At 26.2% G+C, this 23,176-nt stretch carries 22 protein-coding genes; 15 read left to right on the top strand and 7 right to left on the bottom strand.

Features of this window, described 5'->3' with window-relative positions; genetic code table 11:
• Window positions 1–6 precede the first annotated feature (6 nt).
• From uppS to rpsB, 6 genes are all read right to left on the bottom strand, one after another.
• Window positions 7–753: a polyprenyl diphosphate synthase gene (gene uppS / locus AB4W64_RS01215; RefSeq protein ID WP_367678236.1), complete on the bottom strand. Its 747-nt coding sequence runs from the start codon at window positions 751–753 to the stop codon at window positions 7–9.
• A gap of 82 nt (window positions 754–835) precedes the next feature.
• The gene (gene ispC, locus AB4W64_RS01210) at window positions 836–2,032 is read right to left on the bottom strand and encodes a 1-deoxy-D-xylulose-5-phosphate reductoisomerase (RefSeq protein ID WP_367678235.1); all 1,197 of its coding nucleotides are present in this window, start codon (window positions 2,030–2,032) and stop codon (window positions 836–838) included.
• Window positions 2,033–2,102: 70 nt separating this feature from the next.
• Window positions 2,103–2,660: a ribosome recycling factor gene (gene frr / locus AB4W64_RS01205; RefSeq protein WP_367678234.1), complete on the bottom strand. Its 558-nt coding sequence runs from the start codon at window positions 2,658–2,660 to the stop codon at window positions 2,103–2,105.
• A 74-nt stretch (window positions 2,661–2,734) separates the two neighbouring features.
• On the bottom strand, window positions 2,735–3,463 hold the full coding sequence (pyrH, locus tag AB4W64_RS01200; RefSeq protein ID WP_367678233.1) for a UMP kinase: 729 nt from the start codon (window positions 3,461–3,463) through the stop codon (window positions 2,735–2,737).
• A gap of 103 nt (window positions 3,464–3,566) precedes the next feature.
• Window positions 3,567–4,373, bottom strand: a complete 807-nt coding sequence (gene tsf / locus AB4W64_RS01195) for a translation elongation factor Ts (protein ID WP_367678232.1) — start codon at window positions 4,371–4,373, stop codon at window positions 3,567–3,569.
• Window positions 4,374–4,454: 81 nt separating this feature from the next.
• Window positions 4,455–5,186, bottom strand: coding sequence for a 30S ribosomal protein S2 (gene rpsB, locus AB4W64_RS01190; RefSeq protein WP_367678231.1), 732 nt, complete (start codon window positions 5,184–5,186; stop codon window positions 4,455–4,457).
• Window positions 5,187–5,482: 296 nt separating this feature from the next.
• On the opposite strand from rpsB, the gene map reads away from it, so the two are divergent.
• Together map and dapD are read left to right on the top strand one after the other, a co-directional pair.
• Window positions 5,483–6,274 (top strand): type I methionyl aminopeptidase, encoded by a 792-nt coding sequence (gene map, locus AB4W64_RS01185; RefSeq protein ID WP_367678230.1) that lies wholly within the window; start codon window positions 5,483–5,485, stop codon window positions 6,272–6,274.
• Between the two features lie 70 nt (window positions 6,275–6,344).
• Window positions 6,345–7,169 (top strand): 2,3,4,5-tetrahydropyridine-2,6-dicarboxylate N-succinyltransferase, encoded by an 825-nt coding sequence (gene dapD / locus AB4W64_RS01180; protein ID WP_367678229.1) that lies wholly within the window; start codon window positions 6,345–6,347, stop codon window positions 7,167–7,169.
• Between the two features lie 59 nt (window positions 7,170–7,228).
• On the opposite strand, the gene degP is transcribed toward dapD, so the two are convergent.
• Window positions 7,229–8,662 carry a serine endoprotease DegP gene (degP, locus tag AB4W64_RS01175; protein ID WP_367678292.1) on the bottom strand — a complete coding sequence of 478 codons (1,434 nt, stop codon included), beginning with the start codon at window positions 8,660–8,662 and terminating at the stop codon, window positions 7,229–7,231.
• A 245-nt stretch (window positions 8,663–8,907) separates the two neighbouring features.
• Here degP and AB4W64_RS01170 point away from each other — a divergent pair, with 245 nt between their 5' ends.
• From AB4W64_RS01170 to murG, 13 genes are all read left to right on the top strand, one after another.
• Window positions 8,908–9,939: an FAD:protein FMN transferase gene (locus tag AB4W64_RS01170; RefSeq protein ID WP_367678228.1), complete on the top strand. Its 1,032-nt coding sequence runs from the start codon at window positions 8,908–8,910 to the stop codon at window positions 9,937–9,939.
• A 266-nt stretch (window positions 9,940–10,205) separates the two neighbouring features.
• Window positions 10,206–11,921, top strand: coding sequence for an acetolactate synthase 3 large subunit (gene ilvI / locus AB4W64_RS01165; RefSeq protein ID WP_367678227.1), 1,716 nt, complete (start codon window positions 10,206–10,208; stop codon window positions 11,919–11,921).
• A 4-nt stretch (window positions 11,922–11,925) separates the two neighbouring features.
• The gene (gene ilvN / locus AB4W64_RS01160) at window positions 11,926–12,402 is read left to right on the top strand and encodes an acetolactate synthase small subunit (RefSeq protein WP_367678226.1); all 477 of its coding nucleotides are present in this window, start codon (window positions 11,926–11,928) and stop codon (window positions 12,400–12,402) included.
• A 247-nt stretch (window positions 12,403–12,649) separates the two neighbouring features.
• Entirely contained in the window at window positions 12,650–13,591 is a 942-nt protein-coding gene (gene rsmH / locus AB4W64_RS01155) for a 16S rRNA (cytosine(1402)-N(4))-methyltransferase RsmH (protein WP_367678291.1), read from the top strand.
• Window positions 13,592–13,593: 2 nt separating this feature from the next.
• Entirely contained in the window at window positions 13,594–13,779 is a 186-nt protein-coding gene (locus tag AB4W64_RS01150; protein WP_367678225.1) for a cell division protein FtsL, read from the top strand.
• A gap of 156 nt (window positions 13,780–13,935) precedes the next feature.
• The gene (gene ftsI / locus AB4W64_RS01145) at window positions 13,936–15,642 is read left to right on the top strand and encodes a peptidoglycan glycosyltransferase FtsI (RefSeq protein WP_367678224.1); all 1,707 of its coding nucleotides are present in this window, start codon (window positions 13,936–13,938) and stop codon (window positions 15,640–15,642) included.
• 34 nt (window positions 15,643–15,676) lie between these two features.
• Window positions 15,677–16,999: a UDP-N-acetylmuramoyl-L-alanyl-D-glutamate--2,6-diaminopimelate ligase gene (locus AB4W64_RS01140; protein ID WP_367678223.1), complete on the top strand. Its 1,323-nt coding sequence runs from the start codon at window positions 15,677–15,679 to the stop codon at window positions 16,997–16,999.
• Complete coding sequence (locus AB4W64_RS01135) at window positions 16,975–17,169, top strand: hypothetical protein (RefSeq protein ID WP_367678222.1); 195 nt, start codon at window positions 16,975–16,977, stop codon at window positions 17,167–17,169. The genes AB4W64_RS01140 and AB4W64_RS01135 overlap by 25 nt, the downstream gene beginning before the upstream one ends.
• Window positions 17,166–18,548: a UDP-N-acetylmuramoyl-tripeptide--D-alanyl-D-alanine ligase gene (gene murF / locus AB4W64_RS01130; protein ID WP_367678221.1), complete on the top strand. Its 1,383-nt coding sequence runs from the start codon at window positions 17,166–17,168 to the stop codon at window positions 18,546–18,548. The genes AB4W64_RS01135 and murF overlap by 4 nt, the downstream gene beginning before the upstream one ends.
• On the top strand, window positions 18,529–19,602 hold the full coding sequence (gene mraY, locus AB4W64_RS01125) for a phospho-N-acetylmuramoyl-pentapeptide-transferase (RefSeq protein WP_367678220.1): 1,074 nt from the start codon (window positions 18,529–18,531) through the stop codon (window positions 19,600–19,602). Before murF ends, mraY begins: the two co-directional genes overlap by 20 nt.
• Entirely contained in the window at window positions 19,602–20,918 is a 1,317-nt protein-coding gene (murD, locus tag AB4W64_RS01120; RefSeq protein WP_367678219.1) for a UDP-N-acetylmuramoyl-L-alanine--D-glutamate ligase, read from the top strand. The genes mraY and murD overlap by 1 nt, the downstream gene beginning before the upstream one ends.
• Window positions 20,915–22,096: a cell division protein FtsW gene (ftsW, locus tag AB4W64_RS01115; RefSeq protein ID WP_367678218.1), complete on the top strand. Its 1,182-nt coding sequence runs from the start codon at window positions 20,915–20,917 to the stop codon at window positions 22,094–22,096. The genes murD and ftsW overlap by 4 nt, the downstream gene beginning before the upstream one ends.
• Entirely contained in the window at window positions 22,093–23,157 is a 1,065-nt protein-coding gene (gene murG, locus AB4W64_RS01110) for an undecaprenyldiphospho-muramoylpentapeptide beta-N-acetylglucosaminyltransferase (protein ID WP_367678217.1), read from the top strand. Before ftsW ends, murG begins: the two co-directional genes overlap by 4 nt.
• The last annotated feature ends 19 nt before the right edge of the window (window positions 23,158–23,176 follow it).

Genomic DNA, 23,176 nt, shown 5'->3' with positions numbered 1-23,176 from the left:
TTATTTCTAATATTTTTTTAATCCACCAAAACGACGTTCACGAGATATAAAAAAATCTACAGCATCTTGAAAAACATATCGATTAAAATCAGGCCACAGAACATCAGTAAAATATAATTCAGAATAAGCTATTTGCCATAACAAAAAATTACTAATTCTTTTCTCTCCTCCAGTTCTAATAACTAAATCTACGGGAAGAAGTTCACTAGTAGATAAAAATTGAGAAAGAGTATGCTCTCTAATTTGTTCTATATTTAAAAATCCTTTTTGAACTTGATCAACAATTTTTTTTACGCTTTGAATTATATCCCATCGTCCACCATAATTAAGAGCTATATTTAAAATTAAACCCTTGTTTTGAAAAGTAATTTTTTCTACTGTATTAATATCATTTTGTAATTTTTTATCAAAATATGTTATGTCTCCAATAATCTTTAATCGAATGTTATATTTTTTTAAATTTGCAATTTCACTTTCTAATGCAAACGAAAACAATTTTATTAAATATTTTATTTCAAATAATGGACGGCTCCAATTTTCACTGCTAAAAGCATATAATGTTAATACTTTTAAATTATTTAAAATAGCAAATTTAACTGCTTCTTTTACTGCTTTAAAACCTTGTTTGTGACCTATAATACGCATTTTACCTTTTTTTTTAGCCCAGCGTCCGTTACCATCCATAATAATTGCTACGTGATGAAGATTTTTTTCTTCAATTTTTTTATAATTCAATGAAGAGTGATAAGACATAATACGTATACAGTTCTCTTTGAAAATAGAATTATATTATAAACTCTAAATATAATAAATAACATGATTTAATCATATATCTTTAAAATGCTAATGATAAAACTATTTTTTTGGCTAATATTCTTGATATTCTATCAATTTCTAAAACATCTTCAATTGATTCGGGTTCTGAAAAACAAGAAGACGTTAACGTTTCCACATTTACTTCAAAAATTTTATTAAAAGAAATTTTAGATTTAAGAAAAGCAGATACAGCAATTTCATTAGCAGCATTTAATACAGTCATAGCAGCTTGACCTTGATTAAAAGCATCAATAGCTAACTTTAAACATGGAAATTTAATTAAATTAGGCTCAAAAAAAGATAATTTTTTTATTTTCGAAAAATTTAAAACATCTACTCCTGAATCAATACGATTAGGCCAAGACATAGAATAAGAAATAGCAATTCTTATATCAGGAACTGATAATTGTGCCAATAACGCTCCATCAGAATACTGAACCATAGAATGAATTATTGATTCAGGATGAATTAAAATTTTAATTTCTGATTCTAAAGCGTTAAACAACCATCTAGCTTCAACATATTCTAAACCCTTATTCATCATCGTTGCAGAATCTACAGATATTTTTTTTCCCATAGACCAGTTCGGATGAGTACACGCTTGTATAGGAGTTACATTAGATAAATCATGCGAAGAAAAATTGTAAAAAGGTCCTCCAGAAGCAGTTAAAATAATGTTTTTCACACCATTTTCTTTAAAATTGGCCAAACCTATATTTTTTTGCATATTTAAAGGTAAAAGTTGAAAAATAGCATTATGTTCACTATCAATGGGAAAAATTTTAGCTCCACTAGAAGACAATGCTTTCATGAATAAATAACCAGATGTAATTAAAGATTCTTTATTAGCTAATAATATGGTTTTTCCAGCATGTATAGCAGATAATATAGGTAATAAACCTGCCATTCCAACAATAGCTGCTATTACTTGATCAGTTTCTGGTAATGCAGCTAATTCACAAATACTTTTTTGCCCAGATACAACTTGAGTTTTTATTTTTCTTTTTTTTAATTTTTCTCTTAATATATTAGCAGATTTTTCATCATTCATTGCTACCCAATTAGGAGAAAATAACTCACACTGCTTAAGCATAGTAGTAGTATTTTTATCAGCCACTAATGCGATGACCTTAAATAAATTCGGATGTTTTTGAACAATAGATAATGCGTGAATACCGATAGAACCAGTTGATCCTAAAATGGTTATTTTTTTCATAAATATTCTTATTATAAAAAAATCATTCGTTTTGAATATAAAATGAATATATATTACAAAACAAAATTTTTTAAAACTTCATTAGTTCTTTTTCTTTTTTTAATACAATAGATTCTATTTTTTTTATGTAATGATCTGTCATTGTTTGTATTTTTACTTGTGAATTACGTTCTTCATCTTCACTGATAATTTTATCTTTTAGAAGTCTCTTAACTTTATCATTAGAATCTCTACGAATGTTACGAATACAAATACGACTGTTTTCTGCATCATTGCGAATTATTTTAACTAATTTTGTCCTTCTTTCTTCTGTTAATGATGGTATGGGTATCAATATATCTTTACCATGTACAACAGGATTTAAATCTAAATTTGAATTTATAATAGCTTTTCTAATTAAAGATGTAATAGAACTATCAAAAACATTAATTTTTAGAGTATGTGCATCTTCAACTACTATATTAGAAACTTGACGTAAAGAAGTTTTAGAACCAAAATATTCAATATAAATACTATTCAACAAAGTTGGTGATGCTCGACCAGTTCTAATATTGTTTACATTACTTTGAAATGTTTGAATACATGCTTCCATTCGTGCATGACTCTTTATATTTATTTCATTAATCACATAATCACCTATACAATATATAGCTAAATTTAGTATAAAATTACTTTATAGATTAAATATTTTAATTTAATCCTTTATTTAGTAATAAGTGTTCCTTCATCATTTCCTATAACAATACGATATAAAGATCCAGGTTTGTTAATATTAAAAACTCGAATTGGTAACTCATAATCTCTGGCAAGCGTAAAAGCAGCTAAATCCATTACCTTAAGTTCTTTTTTTAAAACGTCTTTATAACTTAGTTTTTTATAAAGAATAGCATTAGAATCTTTTTTTGGATCTGTTGAATATACTCCATTAACTTTAGTGCCTTTTAATATAATATCAGATTCTGTTTCAATTCCACGCAAACAAGCAGCTGAATCAGTTGTAAAAAAAGGATTCCCGGTACCAGCGGCAAAAATAATTATACATCTATTAGATAATAAACTCATTGCTCGTTCATAACTATATATTTCGCAAATACCATTTAATGGTATTGCAGACATCAAGCAAGTTTTAATAGAAGAAACAGACTTGATGGTATCTCTCATTGCTAAACTATTAATGACTGTTGATAATATGCCAATATGATCAGAAGCTACACGATTTAAACCCATTTTAGACAATCGAGCACCTCGGAATAAATTACCACTTCCAATAACTAATCCGACTTGAACACCAATCTGTACTATAGATTTAATTTCTTTTGCAATTCTTTTTAAAGATTCTATATCAATACCAAATTTATTAATTCCTTGTAATACTTCCCCACTTATTTTCAATAAAATACGTCGATATATAAATTTTTCATTCGTAGACATATTTCTCAACCTAAATATATTTTTGCATTAACATCAAAATATCAAATAAAATTTTCTATCTTTAAAAAAATAATTGAAACATTTTTAAAACTTAAAGAATTTTTTAAAAAATAACTTCTCCTAATTCAAATCTAATAAATGATTTAATATATCCATTATGCTCTTTTAGTATATCTCCTACTGTTTTAGTAGAATCTATAATAAAATTTTGACCTGTAAGAGAAATATTATTAATAAATTTATTCATTCTTCCTTCTAAAATTTTATTTAATACAACAGAAGGTTTATTTAGATTTTTTGCTAATGCTAATTGGATTTCATATTCACGTTTAAAAACAGAATCAGATACATGTTTGGGATGCACATATTTTGGTTTACTTGCAGCGATATGCATAGCAATATTTTTTAGTATAATTGCATTAAAAAAATTAGCATCAACTAATACGCCAATTCTATTACCATGAACATATGAAACAATATTTTCACCTTGCATAAAATGGAAACGACGTATATTAATATTTTCCCTTACTTTCGAAACTAAATCTATTCTTTTTTCTTCAAAAATGTTTTTTAATTCATTTATATCTTTTATTTCATTTTTTAATGTTGTTAAGATAATATCTTTTCCTAATGATATAAATAATTCATCTTTAGAAACAAAATCAGTTTCACAATTTAGTTCGAGCATAACACCAATATTATTTTTTATTTTTGAAAAAATCATACCTTGATTTGTAGTATTTTTTATTTTTTTTTCAGCATGCATTTTTCCCGATTTTCGCAAATTATCAATTGATAATTCTATATCGCCATTTTCTTCAAGTAATGCTCGTTTACATTCTAAAAAACCTGCTCCTGTACGAGATCTCAGTGTTTTAATTAGACTAGCAGTAATAATATTAATGGTCATTAATTTCCCTTTTTTTAAGAAAGACTATTATGTTAATAATATAGTTTTTTATTTTACAAAGACAAGAATCATGATGATTTATTATAAATCTATACTTTCTTTAGAATTTATTAAAACAGCTTCTGATGAAACTTGACTATTTGTTTTTAAAATACTGAGTGATACTAATTTCAAATACAAATTCACTGATCTAATAGCATCGTCATTACCAGGTATCAAATAATCTACACCATCAGGATTAGAATTAGTATCCACTATAGAAAAAACAGGAATACCTAAATTGTTAGCTTCTCTTATCGCAATATGCTCATGAGAAGCATCAATAACAAATAAACAATCAGGTAATCCTCCCATATTTTTAATACCACCTAAACTATTCTCTAATTTAGATAATTCTCGTGATCTTATTAAAGCTTCTTTTTTAGTCAGCTTAGAAAAAGTACCATCTTTAGATTCTATTTCTAAATCTTTTAAGCGTTTTATAGACTGTCGTACAGTCTTCCAATTAGTTAGCATTCCACCTAACCAACGATGATTAACATAAAACTGATCACAATTAATGGCAACTTCTTTTATGCCTTTACTAGCGGCTCTCTTTGTTCCAACAAACAGTATTCTACCTTTTCTATAAGCAATTTTTTTCAATTCATTCAGAGCAAACTGAAACATAGGAAGAGTTTTTTCTAAATTAATAATATGAACTCTATTACGAGTGCCAAAAATAAAAGGCTTCATTTTAGGATTCCAATATCGTGTTTGATGACCAAAATGAACTCCTGCTTTTAACATATCTCGCATTGATACTATTTCCATAACCACCTCTTAATTTTATAAAAAGAACTTGTAAGTTTAAATGTCTAAAAATATTAAATAATATATAAGTATTATATTAAATAAAAATAAAGATCAATATATTATTTTTTTATATATTTTTTCACTGTATAAAATATATATATATCATACTTTTTTGTTACAAATATTAATAATAATTGATATATTTTATATTTTATACAAAATGAACAATTAAATTTAAAAAAAATGTATTTTTAAGTATAATTTAAATATATATTAAATTTGACAAATTGATATAAAAAAACGGCTAAAATATTATGAATTGTATCAAAACAGATTCAGAAATAAAAAAAATGAGAACATCTGGCAGATTAGCAGCTGAAGTTCTAGAAATGATCGAAAAATATATTAAACCTAATATGAGTACAGAAGATATCAATCAAATTTGTCATGATTTTATTGTGCATGAGAAAAAAGCACTCTCAGCATGTCTAGGATATCATGGATTTCCAAAATCAATTTGCACTTCTGTAAACGATGTAGTATGTCATGGAATTCCCAATAAAAAACAAATTTTACAAGAAGGAGATATTATTAATGTTGATATTACAATCATTAAAAATAACTATCATGGTGATACTTCAAAAATGTTTTTTATAGGGAAGAAAAGCATTTTATCTCAACGTTTATGTAAAGTAGCTCAAGAAAGTCTTTATAGAGCTTTAAAAATAGTTCAACCAGGTATACCTTTATATACAATTGGAGAAACTATTCAAAATTACGTTGAAGAAAATGATTTTTCTGTTGTAAAAGAATATTGTGGACATGGAATTGGACGTAATTTTCATGAAGAGCCGCATGTTTTACACTACAAAAACAAAGAAAATAACATTATTTTAAAAAAAGGAATGATTTTTACTATTGAACCAATGATTAATGCTGGAAGTCCTCAAGTCAAGTGCATGAAAGATGGATGGACTGTAAAAACCAAAGATCGTTCTTTATCAGCACAATATGAACATACTATATTAGTAACAGAATATGGATGCGATATTTTAACATATCAGAAAAACGAAAAAATTTCGCCAAAACTAGTTAATAAAAAATAAATTTTTTATTAAAATCATATATTTAAAAAATATTTTTATTCATCAAAACAATTAGGTTAAATTAAAAAAAATGGAATTATTAAAAAAAATTGTTGAAGAAGCTTATGCAAAAAAAAATGAAATAAATATTAATAATATTAATCAAGATGTACTTAAAGCTATTGAAGATATCATTGAATTATTAAATAATGGAAATATTAGAATTGCAGAAAAAAAAGATAGTAGATGGATTACACATGAATGGTTAAAAAAAGCAGTTTTATTATATATTTATTTAAAAAAAAATAATCTTATGTCAGGAAATTATACCAATTACTACGATAAAATTCCATTAAAATATGAAAAATATGATGAAAAAAAATTTCAAAAAGAAAAAATTCGAATAGTGCCACCAGCTACAATAAGATATGGTTCATTTATTAATTCTAACACAGTGGTTATGCCTTCTTATGTCAATATTGGTGCATATATTGATCAGGGAACTATGGTTGATACTTGGGCAACTGTAGGTTCTTGTGCTCAAATTGGTAAAAATGTACATTTATCTGGTGGAGTTGGTATAGGAGGTGTACTAGAACCTTTACAAAATAACCCTACTATTATTGAAGATAATTGTTTTATTGGTGCACGTTCAGAAATAGTTGAAGGAGTTATTGTTGAAGAAGGATCCGTAATTTCTATGGGTGTTTTTATTGGTCAAAGTACTAAAATATATAATCGAGAAACTGGTGAAATTTCATACGGAAAAGTTCCAGCTAATTCTGTAGTAGTATCTGGAAGTTTACCGGCAAAAAATGGAAAATACAATCTTTATGCTGCAATTATTGTAAAACAAGTAGATTCGAAAACATTAGGAAAAGTAGAAATTAATCAATTATTAAGAAGTATATCATAAAAGAATAAAAAATCCGCCCGTATTTTTCGGGCGGGACTATATAAAAAAAATAAAAACAATTATTCACTAACCAAATATATATTGTTATTTCCTCTTTTAACACTAAAAACCAGTATTTTAGGTTTAGTATCTAAAATCTTTTTTAATTCTTCTATATTAATTACTAATTTTTGATTAATTCCTATAATAATATCATCTTTTTTAAAACCAATTTTTGATCCTAAAGTATTCATTTTTACATTTTCTACTTTTATACCTTGTTTACCATTCAATGTATAATTACTTAAATCCACACCCTCAATTCCTGCATAGTGATTTTCTGCATTTAAATTATGTTTTAAGGAATTTTTTAATTCAACAATAACATGTTGAATTTTTCCTTCTCGAAATATTCCTAATTCCATTTTAGTACTCACTGGTAAAGAACTGACTTCAGCACGTAAAGCTGAAAAACTATTAATAGGTTTTTTATTTAAAGACACAATAATGTCACCAGCTCTTATTCCAGCTTCAAATGCAGAAGAATTAGGTAAAACTTGACTTACAAATGCACCTTTTTGTGCGTTTATTTTCATAATTTGAGCTAAATCTGAATTTAACTCCATACCTATTATACCTAATTCTCCTCTTCTTACTTGTCCAAATTGAACCATTTGTGCAGTTAGGTTTTTCACCATATTTCCAGGAATTGCAAATCCTATTCCAATATTTCCACCATCTGGAGCTAAAATAGCAGTGTTAATACCTATTAGTTCACCATTTAGATTCACTAACGCCCCACCAGAATTACCTCGATTAATTGCCGCATCAGTTTGAATAAAATTTTCATAATGCTCAATGTTTAATCCACTTCTCCCTAAAGCAGAAATAATACCTGAGGTAACAGTTTCTCCAAGACCATATGGATTACCAATAGCTACAGTATAATCTCCTACTCGCAAAGAATCAGAATCAGCAATCTTTATTGCACATAAATTGTTTGCATTTTTTAATTTTATTAAAGCAATATCAGAACGTGGATCTTTTCCAATTATTTCAGCTTCATATCTTCGTCCATCACTGAGTTGTGCCTGAATCTTATTTGCATGTTCTACAACATGATTGTTAGTTACTGCATAACCTTTATCAGCATTAATGATAACACCTGAACCTAGTGCGCGAAATTTTTCATTTGTGTCGTCAGAATTTGGATTTGAACGACAAAAAGGAGAATTTCTAAATGGTGAATTACCTTGACAAAAAGGAGAATTGTCACCAAAAAATGGTTGAAATTGATTAGGCAATCGAGAAGTACGCACCACGGTGCTCCCTTCAATATTAATACTAATTACTGCAGGCATAACTTTTTCTAGCATTGGTGCTAGACTAGGAGCTGATTCTCTAAAAAAATTTTTATTGTTAATTGGAGTAACATCACTGCAAGACATTCCAAGATTTAGTAATATCGTTAAAACTAACATTGCTTCACTTAATAATATAGCTGTTCTTTTCATTATTTCTTTCTCATAATTACAATCTAATCTGTAAATAAAACTATTATTATAATACGTGATTATTACAATACTATTTTTTTTATTATACACTTCATCGTCTTTTAACTCCATTTCTTGTTTATATTAGAAAAAAATTTTAAATCAGCAGTGAAATCTAAGAAATAGACTATAAATATATCTACATTTAAAATATTTTTGTTTTATGATTCAAATATTTTTTATCAATCAGGAGAAATATATTAGTTATGTATTCCAACATTATTTGTAAAATTGTTATTTCTATAATATATATATTAAATAACTTTCATAATAAATATTTAGATGAAAAAGAAATAGTTACAATCTTCACAGGTAAAACTATGGGAACATACTGGCAAGTAAAAATTCCTAATTTAAAAAATAAAATATATATCAAAAATTTAATAAAAAAATGCTTGTTTCAAGATGAAAAGATGCTATCTTCTTGGGAAAAAGATTCTCTAGTATCTAAATTTAACAAACTAAAAAAAAATCAACTTCAAATTATTAATAAAAATTTTTATCACCTTATCTTATCAGCATTTAAGATTAATAAAAAAACTCATGGAAAATTAGATATTACCATTAGTCGATTAATTGATATATGGGGATTTGGTATAAAAAAAAAACCAAATCATTTTCCTTCTTCGGAAAAAATAAAAAAAAATATTCATTTATTAGGTAGTCAACACCTAAAAATTATTAAGAACTATTTTGGTATTTATCTAACAAAAGATGTAGATGATATAGAAATCAACCTTTCTACTTTTGGAGAGGGTTTTGCTACAGATCATATATCATATATGCTAAAACAAAATGGCATCAAAAATTATATTATCTCAGTTGGTGGCACAGTTTTAGTCAAATCAGGAAAATATGAAAAAAAACCTAAAATTATTGCTATTCAAAAACCAATAGATCAAAAACAGTCAATCCATTTGCTTGTGCATTTAACAAACTGTTCAATTAGTACAGCAGGCACTTATCGTAATTACTATTATCTTCAAGGACGTCGTATTTCGCATTTAATTGATGCTAATACTGGACAACCTATTACTCATAACTTAGTATCAGTTAGTGTAATTTCTTCAACAGCTTTAGAAGCAGATAGTTGGGATACAGGACTATTAATATTAGGATTTAAAGAAGCTAAAAAATTAGCTTTAAAAGAAAAATTAGCTGTTTGCCTTATTACTGAAAAAAATAATGTGTTTTCAACATGGACTTCTCCTAAATTTCAAAGATTTTTAATACATTAATAAAAAAATTATTAAAAAATATTTAAAAAAAAAATAATAATACATATTATATTTAATATGTTCTATTTGATAAAATCTGATATTTTTGTAATAATAAATATTGTCATTAATTGTTTATTTATTTTTAATAAGTTTATAATAATTTAAAAAAATTTTAAAAAAATACATTAAATAATGCTTAATTTTATCAAGATCAACTACAGGATAAAATAATAAATTACAAAACTAGAACATCCAAACAAATAAACTAGTATCCTGGAGGAAAAATGGAAATATTATCAGGCGCTGAAATGGTTGTTCAATCATTAATTAATCAGGGAATACAGCATATATTTGGATATCCTGGTGGTGCAGTACTAGACATATATGATGCTCTAAAAACTATTGGTGGAGTCGAACATATTTTAGTAAGGCATGAACAAGCAGCGACTCATATGGCTGATGGATATGCTCGTTCTACAGGAAAAACAGGAGTAGTTTTAGTTACTTCTGGACCAGGAGCAACTAATGCTATTACTGGTATCGCAACAGCATATATGGATTCTATTCCCATGGTTGTAATATCTGGTCAAGTTGCTTCTTCCTTAATTGGTTATGATGCTTTTCAAGAATGTGATATGATTGGTATTTCCCGTCCAATAGTAAAACATAGTTTTTTAGTCAAAAAAACTGAAGATATACCCGTTGTTTTTAAAAAAGCTTTTTGGTTAGCATCAAGTGGACGCCCAGGACCAGTAGTAATTGATTTACCAAAAGACATTTTAAAAAAAGATAATAAACGCTCTTATCAATGGCCAGAAAATGTTTATATACGTTCATATAATCCAACAACCAAAGGCCATAAAGGACAAATTAAAAAAGCTCTTAATACATTATTAAAAGCTAAAAAACCAGTTATTTATGCCGGTGGAGGAATTATTAGCTCGGAAAGTAGCCAAGAATTACGTATATTTGCAGAAAAAATAAATTGTCCTGTTACCACTTCTTTAATGGGATTAGGAGCATTTCCAGGCAATCATCCTCAAAATATTTCTATGTTAGGCATGCATGGAACCTATGAAGCCAATATGACAATGCATCATGCAGATGTAATTTTCGCTATTGGTGTAAGATTTGACGATCGAACAACTAATAACTTGAATAAATATTGTCCACACGCTGTTATTTTACATATTGATGTCGATCCCACTTCTATTTCTAAAACTGTTTCGGCAAATATACCAATTGTTGGAGATGCAAAACATATTTTGCAAAAAATGATAGAATTGCTAAACAAAGAAAAAAAAATTCCATGTTTAAAAGATTGGTGGAACAATATTGAAGAATGGAAACAAGTTAAAAGTTTAAGATATAATAAAAAAAGTAAAAAAATTAAACCTCAGACAGTTATTAAAACACTCTTTAAATTAACAAAAGGTACAGCGTATATTACTTCTGATGTTGGACAACATCAGATGTTCACTGCATTATATTATCAATTTAATCAACCTAGACGTTGGATTAATTCAGGCGGATTAGGTACAATGGGATTTGGGTTACCTGCAGCACTAGGTGTTAAATTAGCTTTACCTAAAGAAACTGTTATTTGCGTTACTGGAGACGGTAGTATTCAAATGAATATTCAAGAACTATCTACAGCACGACAATACAATTTAGCAGTGTTAATATTAAATCTTAATAATTCTTCTTTAGGTATGGTTAAACAATGGCAAGACATGATTTATTCTGGACGACACTCTCATTCTTATATGGATTCACTTCCAGACTTTGTAAAATTATCTGAGTCTTACGGACATATTGGCGTGAAAATAAATCATCCTTTTGAACTAGAAGAAAAATTAACACTAGCATTGAATAAATTATCTAATGGTAATTTAGTTTTTGTGGATATTGATATAGATAATTCTGAGCATGTTTATCCCATGCAAATTCAAGGTGGTGGCATGAATGAAATGTGGTTAAGGACAAAAGAGGTCTCCTAAAAATATGCGAAGAATTTTATCTATTTTATTAGAAAATGAATCAGGTGCATTATCACGAGTAATAGGACTCTTTTCACAAAGAGGATATAATATAGAAACTATTACACTAGCACCAACTGAGGATCCTACTTTGTCGAAAATGACTATACAAACTGTAGGAGACGAAAAAGCAATTGAACAAATTGAAAAACAACTACACAAATTAATAGATGTGTTAAGAGTAGCACAAATTGGTCAATCTTCTTATATAGAACGCGAAATTATGTTATTAAAAGTTCAAATAAATAACTATAAAAAAGATGATGTCAAACATATTACAGAAGTATTCCGAGGACAAATTGTAGATATTACATCTACATCATATATACTTCAACTATCTGGTAAAACAAAAAAATTAGACTCTTTTTTAAAAATAATACGTAATATGTCAGAAGTTATTGAAGTGACTCGTTCTGGAATTGTTGGCATTTCTCGCGGATAAAAAAAATATTATAATTTAAAACATTTAAGATTATTAAAATCCATAAAATATTTAAAAAAAATATATTAATCAAATGTATCTACTAAAACATTTTTATTACAAATTTTTTGAATATGTAATAAAAATATTCAAAAAAATTTAAATTTATCTTAATAATTTTTTATAAAAACGTTCAAAAAACATGGCCATTTTTAATAAAAATGACCATGAATCTTATCTTCTTATTTTATATCATATATATTCTATTATGAACTATAAACTCAAACATATTCCAGTAATGAAAAAAGAATTAATTGACTCTTTACAAATAGAAAAAAGTGGCATTTATATTGATGCGACATTTGGATTTGGTGGGCATTCAAATGAAATTTTGAAACGATTAGGAAAAAATGGAAAACTGTATTCTATTGATAGAGATCCCAATTCAGTTCGTATAGGTAATAATATTCAAGATTCTCGTTTCAGCATTATTAATGAAAATTTTTCTCAATTATTTAATTATGCGAAAAATAAAAAAATAATAGGAAAAGTAAATGGAATTATATTTGATTTAGGAGTGTCTTCATTTCAAATTGACGATTGTAATAGAGGCTTTTCGTTTAAAAATGATGGTCCTTTAGATATGCGTATGAATCCTAATTGTGGAATTTCTGCTGCAGATTGGCTGTTTAAAAGCAATGTTAATGAAATTTCTTCTGTTTTAAAAAATTTTGGAGAAGAACGTTTTTCAAAAAAAATAGCTAGTGCAATTAAAAATAATAATAAAATCAAAAAAATAACAAGTACTTTAGAATTAGTTGATATTATAAAAAAAGCTACACCAATAAGAAATCAATTTAAAAAACATCCAGCACGAAGAAGTTTTCAAGCGATTCGAATTTATATTAATCAAGAATTGGAAGAAATTAAAAAAGTTTTAGAAGATACATTAAAAATATTAAAACCTGGGGGAAGATTATCAATTATTAGCTTTCATTCTCTAGAAGATAGAATAGTTAAAAGATTTATGATAAAACATAGCACAAAAGCAATAGTACCCTATGGAATGGCTATTACAGAAAAGCAAATACAAACCTTAAAAATATGTAAATTAAAAATTATTGATCGTGTATTGCCTACTCAAAATGAGATAAAAAATAACCCTAGAGCTCGAAGCTCTATATTACGCATAGCAGAATTACAAGGATAAATATGAAAATCAAACGTTATGATTTACCTAAAATAATTAAAAAAGATTTTCTTTTACATGGCAAAATTCATCTAATTTTATTAATGATTATCACTCTATCTGCTAGTTGTGTTGTTGTTACAGTTTATGAAACTCGTCTATTAATTGCTCAAGAAGAATATCTTATTATCGAAAAAAAAAAAAAATGATGAATGGAGAAATTTAATTATTGAAAAGAATTCTTTATCTATTAATTCCACAATTTAAAAAATATTTTCTATTTATTAAAAGCACGAAATAATAATCTATTATTAAAAAATTTTATTTAACCAAATAAATAGAAATTAATGGATGTTATCTAAAAAATGTACAGAATAAAAAAGAACAACTTTTTTAAAGAAAAAAAAAATATTTATATAAATTGGCGTTTTTTTGTATTATGTAGTTTTATTTTATTATCTTTATTTATTTTAGTATTACGAATATTTTTTTTACAAGTAATCAATCCTGATAAACTTATATATGAAGGAGATCTTAGAACGTTAAGAATACAGTCTTTACTTAGTACAAGAGGAATTATTAATGACCGATCGGGATATCCTCTTGCTGTTACTGTTCTAGTTAATGCAGTTTGTGCAGATCCTACAATAATTACCAATCAAAAAAATATTACAAATAATCCACGATGGAAAGCCTTATCAGAAGCAATTTCCATACCTTTAAAAAAAATAATTTTTCATATCAATTATCACAAAAAATCGAAATTCATTTATTTAGCACGTCAAATTACTCCTGAAATTGGACAATATATTAAACAATTAAAATTACCTGGAATTTTTTTAATAGAAAAATCAAAAAGATATTATCCTTCAGGAAAAGTTTCTTCTCAACTGATAGGAATCACTGATATAGATGGAGTAGGAATCGAAGGTGTAGAAAAAAGTTTTAACGAACTATTAACAGGTAAACCTGGTAAAAGAAAGATAAGAAAAGACAAAAATGGACACATTATTGAAAACACATCTTTAATCAATAGATCTGCTTCTAATAATTTAACACTTAGTATCGATAAAAATCTACAAAACATTGTCTATCATAAATTACAACAAGCAGTGCAAAAAAACAAAGCGGATTCGGGAACCGCAATTTTAATTGATGTTCAAACTGGAGAAGTATTAGCGATGGCAACTAGTCCAGCATATAATCCTAACAATACACAATATATTATTAAAAAAAATATTAGAAATAGAGCAATTACAGATATGTTTGAACCTGGTTCAACAGTAAAACCAATAGTAATTATGGAAGCATTAAGACTTGGAATTATAAATATACATTCAATTATTAATACAAAACCTTATTTAATTACAAAACATAAAATAAAAGATGTTTCATATCATGATCAATTAAGCATAACTGGAATATTACAAAAATCAAGTAATGTAGGAGTATCAAGACTTGCATTATCTATGCCAATTTCAAAATTAGTTAATAGCTATATTAAATTCGGATTAGGAAAACCAACAAAACTAGGATTAATTGGAGAAAAAAATGGCTTGTTTCCTCGAAAAAAAAATTGGTCTAATTTAGATAAAGCCACTTTTTCATTTGGATATGGATTAATGATTACTCCTCTACAATTAGCTCGATTATATGCAACTATCGGAAGTTATGGTATATATCGTCCTCTTTCAATTATTAAAGTTAATACCCCAATACAAGGAAAAAGAATTTTTCCTGAAAAATATGTAAAAAATGTAATTAACATGATGGAAAGTGTCGCTAAACCTGGAGGTGGTGGTATACAAGCAGCCGTTAAAGGATATCGTGTTGCAGTCAAAACAGGTACTGTAAAAAAAGTTGGTATTCATGGATACTATATTAAAAAATATATAGCTTATACTGCGGGTATTGCACCAGCTAGTAATCCAAAATTTTCTTTAATCATTATAATAGATAATCCTCAAGGAAAAAAATACTATGGAGGTGCAGTCTCCGCTCCAGTTTTTAGTAGTATAATGCAGTCAACATTAAAAAAAATGAATATAAAACCAGATAATATATCTAAGTAAAAAATTTGATACTTATTGCATTAAAAGGTGCTCAATGAATAACAATTGCTTAAAATATTTATTATCACCATGGATAAAAAACATCCCAAGAAAAAAAATTTTAAATTTAAAAATAGATAGTAGAATATTAAATAAAGGAGATTTATTTATAGCTATTCCAGGAAAAAAAAAAGATGGACGCAATTTTATTTTTGAAGCTATTACTAAACAAGTAGCGGCTATTTTATACGAAACCAATCAAATAGAAATTCATGGAATATTTAAATATATTAATAATGTTCTTATAGTGTATTTTTTTCAACTATCTGAAAATATATCAATATTAGCTAGTCGTTTTTATAAAGAGCCAGGAAAAAAATTAAAAATAGTAGGTATCACTGGCACTAATGGAAAAACTACTGTAACACAATTAATTAATCAATGGAGTAAAATTTTAGGTGATAATATTGCTACAATGGGTACCTTAGGAAATGGTTTTTATAATTCTTTACAGAAAACAAAAAATACAACTTCTGCACCTATTTTTATTCAATCCTTTTTAAAAAAAGTATTAGAAAAAAAAACTAAAATAGTTACTATGGAAGTGTCTTCCCATGGTTTAATACAAAATCGCGTAAAAGCTGTCCCTTTTTATATTGGAATATTTACTAATTTAACACAAGATCACTTAGATTATCATGAAAATATGGAACAATATGAAAAAGCAAAATGGTTGTTATTTAGCACACATAAAGTAAAAAAAATTATTTTAAATGCTGATGACAAATATGGTAAAAAATGGCTAAAAAAACTATTTAATTACTATACAATAGCAGTTACTATTAACGACTCTACGCAAAAAAAATATTCCACGAAATGGATTAATGCTACTGATATTCAATTCTCTAATAATTTTCTTCATATTAAATTCGAATCTAGTTGGGGAACAGGAAAGTTGTTATCTTCGTTAATCGGAAGATTTAATGTTATTAATCTTTTGTTATCATTAGCTTGTCTGCTTGAATTAAATTATAATTTATCTGATTTAATAAGTACATCTGATAAAATAAAACCGATTGATGGTCGAATGCAAATTTTTAATACCCCTAAAAGACCTACATTTATTATTGATTATGCTCATACTCCTGACGCATTAAATCAGACACTTACAGAAATTCGTTTACATTATCAAAAATATATATGGTGTATATTTGGATGTGGAGGTGAAAGAGATCTACAAAAACGTTCTATTATGGGATCTATTGCGGAAAGAATGGCAGATAAAGTTATTATTACTAACGATAACCCACGCAATGAAAAAGAAATTAATATTATTAATGATATTTTAAAAGGTTGCAAAGAAAAAAAAAAATATTAATTATCAAAAATAGACAAGATGCAATATCTTATGCTTTTTTTCAATCAAAATCTGATCATATCATTTTTATAGCTGGAAAAGGTCATGAAGAGCAACAAATTATTAAAAATAAAAACATTAACTATTCAGATAAAATAATAGTCTTACACTTATTGGAAAAAAAGATATGATTTCTTTGTCCTTAAAAAAAATTGCCACTATTACTAATGGACAATTATATGGAATAGATTTAGTAATAGATACAATTATTATTGATACTAAAAAAATTATCCCAGGTTGTCTCTTTATTGCTTTAATAGGACACAAGTTCGATGCTCATATCTTTATAAAAGATGCCATTAAAAAAGGTTGTTCTGCAATTATCAGCCAAAAAAATATAGAATCTTGCAACGTTTCTTATATTTTAGTTAAAAATACTTCTATTTCTTTAGGACTAATTGCTTCTTATGTACGTAAAATAACAAACCCTAAAATATTAGCTATTACTGGTTCTTGTGGAAAAACTTCAGTAAAGGAAATGACAGCATCAATATTAAGGACAAAAGGAAATACAGTATCAACCATTGATAATTTAAATAATCATATTGGTGTACCTCTAACATTATTACAGTTAACCAAAAAACATAAATATGGTGTAATTGAATTAGGTGCTAGTCAACCTGGCGAAATTTCTTATACTAGTAATATGAGTCAACCAGAAGTTATCTTAATTAATAACATTTATCATGCTCATTTGACAGGATTTAAATCATTATTAGGAGTCTCTAAAGCAAAATCAGAAATATTTTCCGGTATTAAGTCAAATGGCACAGTAATAATTAATTTAGATAGTCATCATTTATCACAATGGAAAAAAAACATACAAAAAAAAAATATTTTATATTTCTCTATAAAAAAAAAAAAATATAGCAATTTTTTTTCTAGCAATATTAAAATTAATACATATGGTACATCTTTTACAATGCATACACCATGTGGTAAAACAAATATTTCTTTGCCTCTTCTAGGTTATCAAAACGTATCCAATGCATTAGCAGCTAGTGCTCTTTCATTTTCTCTTAAAATACCTTTAAAAAAAATAAAAAATGGACTGTTAAAAACCCCTATTTTACCAGGACGATTAGAAATTATTCGATTAAAAACCAATAAAATTTTAATTAATGATACTTATAATGCAAACGTTTCGTCTATGATTACAGCAATAAAAGTATTAGAAGAAATGCCAGGCTATAAAATATTAGTCACTGGAGATATGGCTGAATTAGGAGAGAAAAGTATTTTATACCACAAAATGATTGGTAATATTGCTAATTTGTCTAAAATTCATAAAATTTTTAGCATTGGTAGTATGAGTAATAAGATCAGTCAAATTTTTCACAATGGACAACATTTTTGTGATAAAAAAAAATTAAATAATTATTTAATGAAGATTTTTTTAGAAAAAAATAAAATTTCAATATTAGTAAAAGGTTCTCGTAATACTAAAATGGAAAAAATAGTAGAATATCTAATCAGAGAAAACAAAAAAAATGTTAATATTATTTTATAAATACTTTAATTCTTATTTGAATTTTATCACATATCTTCCATATCGTGCAATATTGAGTTTACTAACTTCTTTTTGTATTAATTTATATTTTGGATCATATTTTATATATTATATGAAAAAAATACAAAATTATCAAATAATACGTACAAACGGACCAAAAACTCATTATTTAAAAAAAAAAACACCTACTATGGGTGGATTATTTATTATCACTTCTATAATAATTTCAACTATAATGTACTGTGATCTATATAATATATATGTTTGGTATGTTATTAGTATTTTACTAGGATATGGTTGTATCGGTTTTATAGACGATTATAAAAAAATAAAATATAAAAATTCTAAGGGATTAAGTTTAATATCAAAATATTTTTTATTATCTGTCTTTGCATTAAGTCTTATTTTTATAATACAAAGTAATAATAAAAATATTTTTTATACTGAATTAATTATTCCTTTTTACAAAAATAAAACTTTTGAAATAAATTATATATATATATTTCTATCTTATTTAGCGATTGTAGGAACTAGCAACGCAGTTAATTTAACAGATGGATTAGATGGTTTAGCTATTATGCCTGTGATTTTCTTAACATGTGGTTTTTTATTAATATCTTTTTTCAGTGAAAACATAAGCAGCTCTAGTTGTTTAAATGTTTCTTATATAAAATATTCCAGTGAATTAGTAATATTATGTTCATCAATTATTGGATCAGGATTAGGTTTTTTATGGTTTAATAGTTATCCAGCTAAAATATTTATGGGAGACGTTGGATCGTTGTCATTAGGTGGATGTTTAGGAACAATAGCAATACTCTTACATCAAGAATTATTATTAATCATCATGGGAGGCATCTTTGTTTTTGAAACAATATCAGTTATTTTACAAATTTTATCATTTAAAATTAGAAAAAAAAGAATTTTTAAAATGTCACCAATTCATCACCATTATGAAATAAAAGGATTACCTGAACCTGTGATTATTGTACGATTTTGGATTGCTGCACTTATATTACTTTTAATTAGCCTTATTTCTTTAAAGGTACGTTAATGTTACATAATTATTCTAGAAAAAAAATATTAATTTTAGGTATGGGTTTAACAGGAATATCATGTATTAATTTTTTTTTAAAAAAAGGAATAATACCAAAAATTATTGATGAATCTACCTCTCCTCTTTATTTACATAAAATACCTAAAATAATTAAATATAAAATTGGAATTTTAGAACCAAAATGGATTTTAGAATCAGATTTAATAATAATTAGTCCAGGAATTTCTTCTTTTAAACCTATTTTAATTAAAGCTAGACTGTTAGGAGTTGAAATTATTAGTGATATAGAATTATTTTCTAGAGAAGCGCTACTTCCAATTATTTCTATTACAGGAACTAATGGAAAAAGTACGGTAGCAACAATGGTTACAAAAATTGCAAAAAATGCAGGTTATAAAGCTTGTTTAGGTGGCAATATTGGTTTTCCCGTTTTAGACATGCTTAATCAAAAGGCCGATTTATACATAATAGAAATATCTAGTTTTCAACTAGAAAATACATTTACTTTAAAATCAAAAATAGCTGTAGTTCTTAACATTAGCGAAGATCATATTAATCGATATCCAAAGGGATTTGAACAGTATAAAAAAATTAAATTATCTATTTATGATAAAGCAGAAATTTGCATAATTAACTCTTATCAAAATGTAAAAGATTATATTAATCATTCGCAAAAATGGATAAATTTAGAATCAAAAAAAAGCCAATATCAAATTAATTTTGATAAAAATAATGCTTTTTTATACTATAGAAACAAAAAAATTCTTAATATGTCTGAAACTTTTTTACATGGCTATCATAATTACAATAACGCGTTAGTTTCTTTAGCTATTTGTAATGCAATGCAATTTCCTATAAATTCAATCATAGACACTCTTAAAAAATTTTCTACTTTACCTCATCGATTTCAAATAATAAATAATAATAAAGGAATATGTTGGATTAATGATTCTAAATCTACAAATGTAAATAGTACTAAAGTTGCTTTAGATTCGATTACATCTAAAGGAACAATACATTTGTTACTAGGAGGAGATAGAAAATTTGCAGATTTTTATATATTAAAAGATTATTTTAACAAAATGAAAATAAAAATCTATTGTTTCGGACAAGATCGTTTTTATCTTTCACGAATATGTAAAAAAAAATCTGTTGTTATAGAAACTTTACAACAAGCAATAATATTAATATCAAAAAAAGTAATATCAGGTGATACAGTTCTTTTATCTCCTGGATGCAGCAGTTTAGATCAATTTTCCAACTTTGAAGAACGAGGCAATTTTTTTATAAAATTAATAAAGGATATAACTTGACAAACTTAGAAAAAAAAAATATTGAAGAAAAACCTAGTACACAAATTAATCATATTTTATTATATGATCGTATATTATTATGGTTAAGTTTAAGTTTATCTTCTATTGGATTAGTAATGGTTATTTCTTCGTCCATTCCTGTAGGTCAAAGTTTATATCATGATCCATTTTTTTTTGTAAAAAGAGAAATATTTTATTTTTTTTTAATATTTTTTTTATCTTTTATTTTTTTACGTACACCAATTGTTTTTTGGAAAAACAACAGTAATATTATACTGATTATTTCGATTGCATTACTTGTTGTAGTATTACTCATAGGCCATTCAATACACGGTTCTTATAGATGGATAAAAATAGGTTTATTACATGTACAACCTTCAGAAATATGTAAAATCTCTTCTTTTTGTTATATATCTAGTTATTTAGCACGAAAATCTAATGAAGTACGTAATAATTTTTGGGGTTTTTTTAAACCTATGAGTATTATTATAATAGAATCAATTTTGCTACTAGCAGAACCTGATTTAGGAACTGTTGTCGTTTTGTTTTTTACTACTTTATTAGTTTTATTTCTTTCTGGTGCAAAAATAGGACAATTTTTAGTAATTATCTCCATTAGTACATTAATAATAATTTTTCTAATTTTATTAGAACCCTATAGAATAAAAAGAATCTTGTCTTTTTGGAATCCTTGGAAAGATCCATTTGGAGATGGCTATCAGTTAACACAATCTTTAATGGCATTGGGACGTGGTAATTTTTTAGGGCAAGGTTTAGGAAATTCAATACAAAAATTAGATTATTTACCTGATGCACATAGTGATTTTATATTTTCTATTATAGCTGAAGAACTAGGTTATGTTGGTGCTTTTATAATATTACTAATAATTTTTTCTATATCTTTTCGCGCAATGTATATTGGAAAAAAATCTTTAGAAAAAAAACAAACATTTTCAGGGTTTTTAGCATGCTTTATTGGTATCTGGTTTAGTTTTCAGACATTAATTAATATTGGTGCTGTTACTGGTATTTTACCTACTAAGGGACTTACTTTACCATTAATTAGTTATGGTGGTTCCAGTTTAGTTGTTAACTATATAGCTATATTTTTTCTATTAAGAATAGATTTTGAAGAAAGATTAAAACAATCACAAGCATTTCCTAGGAGATCGAAATGATTTCTAAAAAAATAATAATTATGGCAGGTGGAAGCGGTGGTCATGTTTTTCCAGGATTAGCTATAGCAACTTGTTTACTAAAAAAAGGATGGTCTATCAATTGGATAGGAACAGAAAATAATATAGAGTCTAACATTGTTCCTAAATATGGCATTAAAATACATTTTATAAAAATTAAAGGGCTACGTAACTCTAGTTTAAAAAATTTAATCTATTCACCAATTTATATACTACGATCTTATTATAAAGTAAAAAAAATAATAAAAAATTGGTCTCCAGATATTATATTAGGAATGGGAGGATATGTATCCGGACCCGGAGGAATAGCTGCCTGGAACTCTAATATTCCACTTGTTATACATGAACAAAATCAAATAGCAGGTATTACAAATCATTGGCTTTCAAAAATATCTACAAAAAATATGCAAGCTTTTCCTAATGTTTTAAAGAATGGAATAGTAGTAGGTAATCCAGTATCTAAAAGTATTATTAATATTCCTTCGCCTAAAATTCGCTTTAAAAATAGAAAAGGTCCTCTAAGAGTACTAGTTATTGGAGGCAGTCAAGGATCTTCAATATTAAATCATGTTTTACCCAAAGTATTATTTTCGTTAAAAAAAAAAATTATTATTTGGCATCAAGTAGGACATAACAATTTAGAAAAAACACAAAAAAGATATGACGAATTTGGATTAAAAGAACAAAATATTACTTGTTTCATTAACAACATAGCCTCTGCATACGAATGGGCTGACATAATTATTTGTCGTTCTGGAGCTTTAACTGTTAGTGAAATTTCTGTAGTAGGATTAGGTGCTATTTTTATACCTTATCCACATAAAGATAGACAGCAGCATCAAAATGCACAAAATTTAAAAAACATTGGTGCAGCAAAAATAATCGATCAATTAAACTTTAATAGTGAATTAATAGTAAATATTATTAATTCATTGAACAGACATATACTGTTAATAATGGCTGAAAAAGCCTATGATCTAGGTATTCGTAATTCTACATCAAAAATTTTTAAAATCATTAATAATATTGTTAATAAAAAATAAAAACTATATTTAAAAAAAA

Source organism: Buchnera aphidicola (Brachycaudus tragopogonis), from assembly GCF_964059175.1.
Lineage (GTDB): Bacteria > Pseudomonadota > Gammaproteobacteria > Enterobacterales > Enterobacteriaceae > Buchnera > Buchnera aphidicola_BM.
Note: the sequence above shows the minus strand (reverse complement) of the source record. Positions and strands in the feature narration are given on the sequence as shown.

Excerpts from the sequence above, each read along its gene's own strand:
- uppS (WP_367678236.1), bottom strand. The coding sequence starts at position 753 with ATGTCTTATCACTCTTCATTGAATTATAAAAAAATTGAAGAAAAAAAT.
- ispC (WP_367678235.1), bottom strand. The coding sequence starts at position 2,032 with ATGAAAAAAATAACCATTTTAGGATCAACTGGTTCTATCGGTATTCAC.
- pyrH (WP_367678233.1), bottom strand. The coding sequence starts at position 3,463 with ATGTCTACGAATGAAAAATTTATATATCGACGTATTTTATTGAAAATA.
- tsf (WP_367678232.1), bottom strand. The coding sequence starts at position 4,373 with ATGACCATTAATATTATTACTGCTAGTCTAATTAAAACACTGAGATCT.
- rpsB (WP_367678231.1), bottom strand. The coding sequence starts at position 5,186 with ATGGAAATAGTATCAATGCGAGATATGTTAAAAGCAGGAGTTCATTTT.
- map (WP_367678230.1), top strand. The coding sequence starts at position 5,483 with ATGAATTGTATCAAAACAGATTCAGAAATAAAAAAAATGAGAACATCT.
- dapD (WP_367678229.1), top strand. The coding sequence starts at position 6,345 with ATGGAATTATTAAAAAAAATTGTTGAAGAAGCTTATGCAAAAAAAAAT.
- degP (WP_367678292.1), bottom strand. The coding sequence starts at position 8,662 with ATGAAAAGAACAGCTATATTATTAAGTGAAGCAATGTTAGTTTTAACG.
- AB4W64_RS01170 (WP_367678228.1), top strand. The coding sequence starts at position 8,908 with ATGTATTCCAACATTATTTGTAAAATTGTTATTTCTATAATATATATA.
- ilvI (WP_367678227.1), top strand. The coding sequence starts at position 10,206 with ATGGAAATATTATCAGGCGCTGAAATGGTTGTTCAATCATTAATTAAT.
- ilvN (WP_367678226.1), top strand. The coding sequence starts at position 11,926 with ATGCGAAGAATTTTATCTATTTTATTAGAAAATGAATCAGGTGCATTA.
- rsmH (WP_367678291.1), top strand. The coding sequence starts at position 12,650 with ATGAACTATAAACTCAAACATATTCCAGTAATGAAAAAAGAATTAATT.
- AB4W64_RS01150 (WP_367678225.1), top strand. The coding sequence starts at position 13,594 with ATGAAAATCAAACGTTATGATTTACCTAAAATAATTAAAAAAGATTTT.
- ftsI (WP_367678224.1), top strand. The coding sequence starts at position 13,936 with ATGTACAGAATAAAAAAGAACAACTTTTTTAAAGAAAAAAAAAATATT.
- AB4W64_RS01140 (WP_367678223.1), top strand. The coding sequence starts at position 15,677 with ATGAATAACAATTGCTTAAAATATTTATTATCACCATGGATAAAAAAC.
- murF (WP_367678221.1), top strand. The coding sequence starts at position 17,166 with ATGATTTCTTTGTCCTTAAAAAAAATTGCCACTATTACTAATGGACAA.
- mraY (WP_367678220.1), top strand. The coding sequence starts at position 18,529 with ATGTTAATATTATTTTATAAATACTTTAATTCTTATTTGAATTTTATC.
- murD (WP_367678219.1), top strand. The coding sequence starts at position 19,602 with ATGTTACATAATTATTCTAGAAAAAAAATATTAATTTTAGGTATGGGT.
- murG (WP_367678217.1), top strand. The coding sequence starts at position 22,093 with ATGATTTCTAAAAAAATAATAATTATGGCAGGTGGAAGCGGTGGTCAT.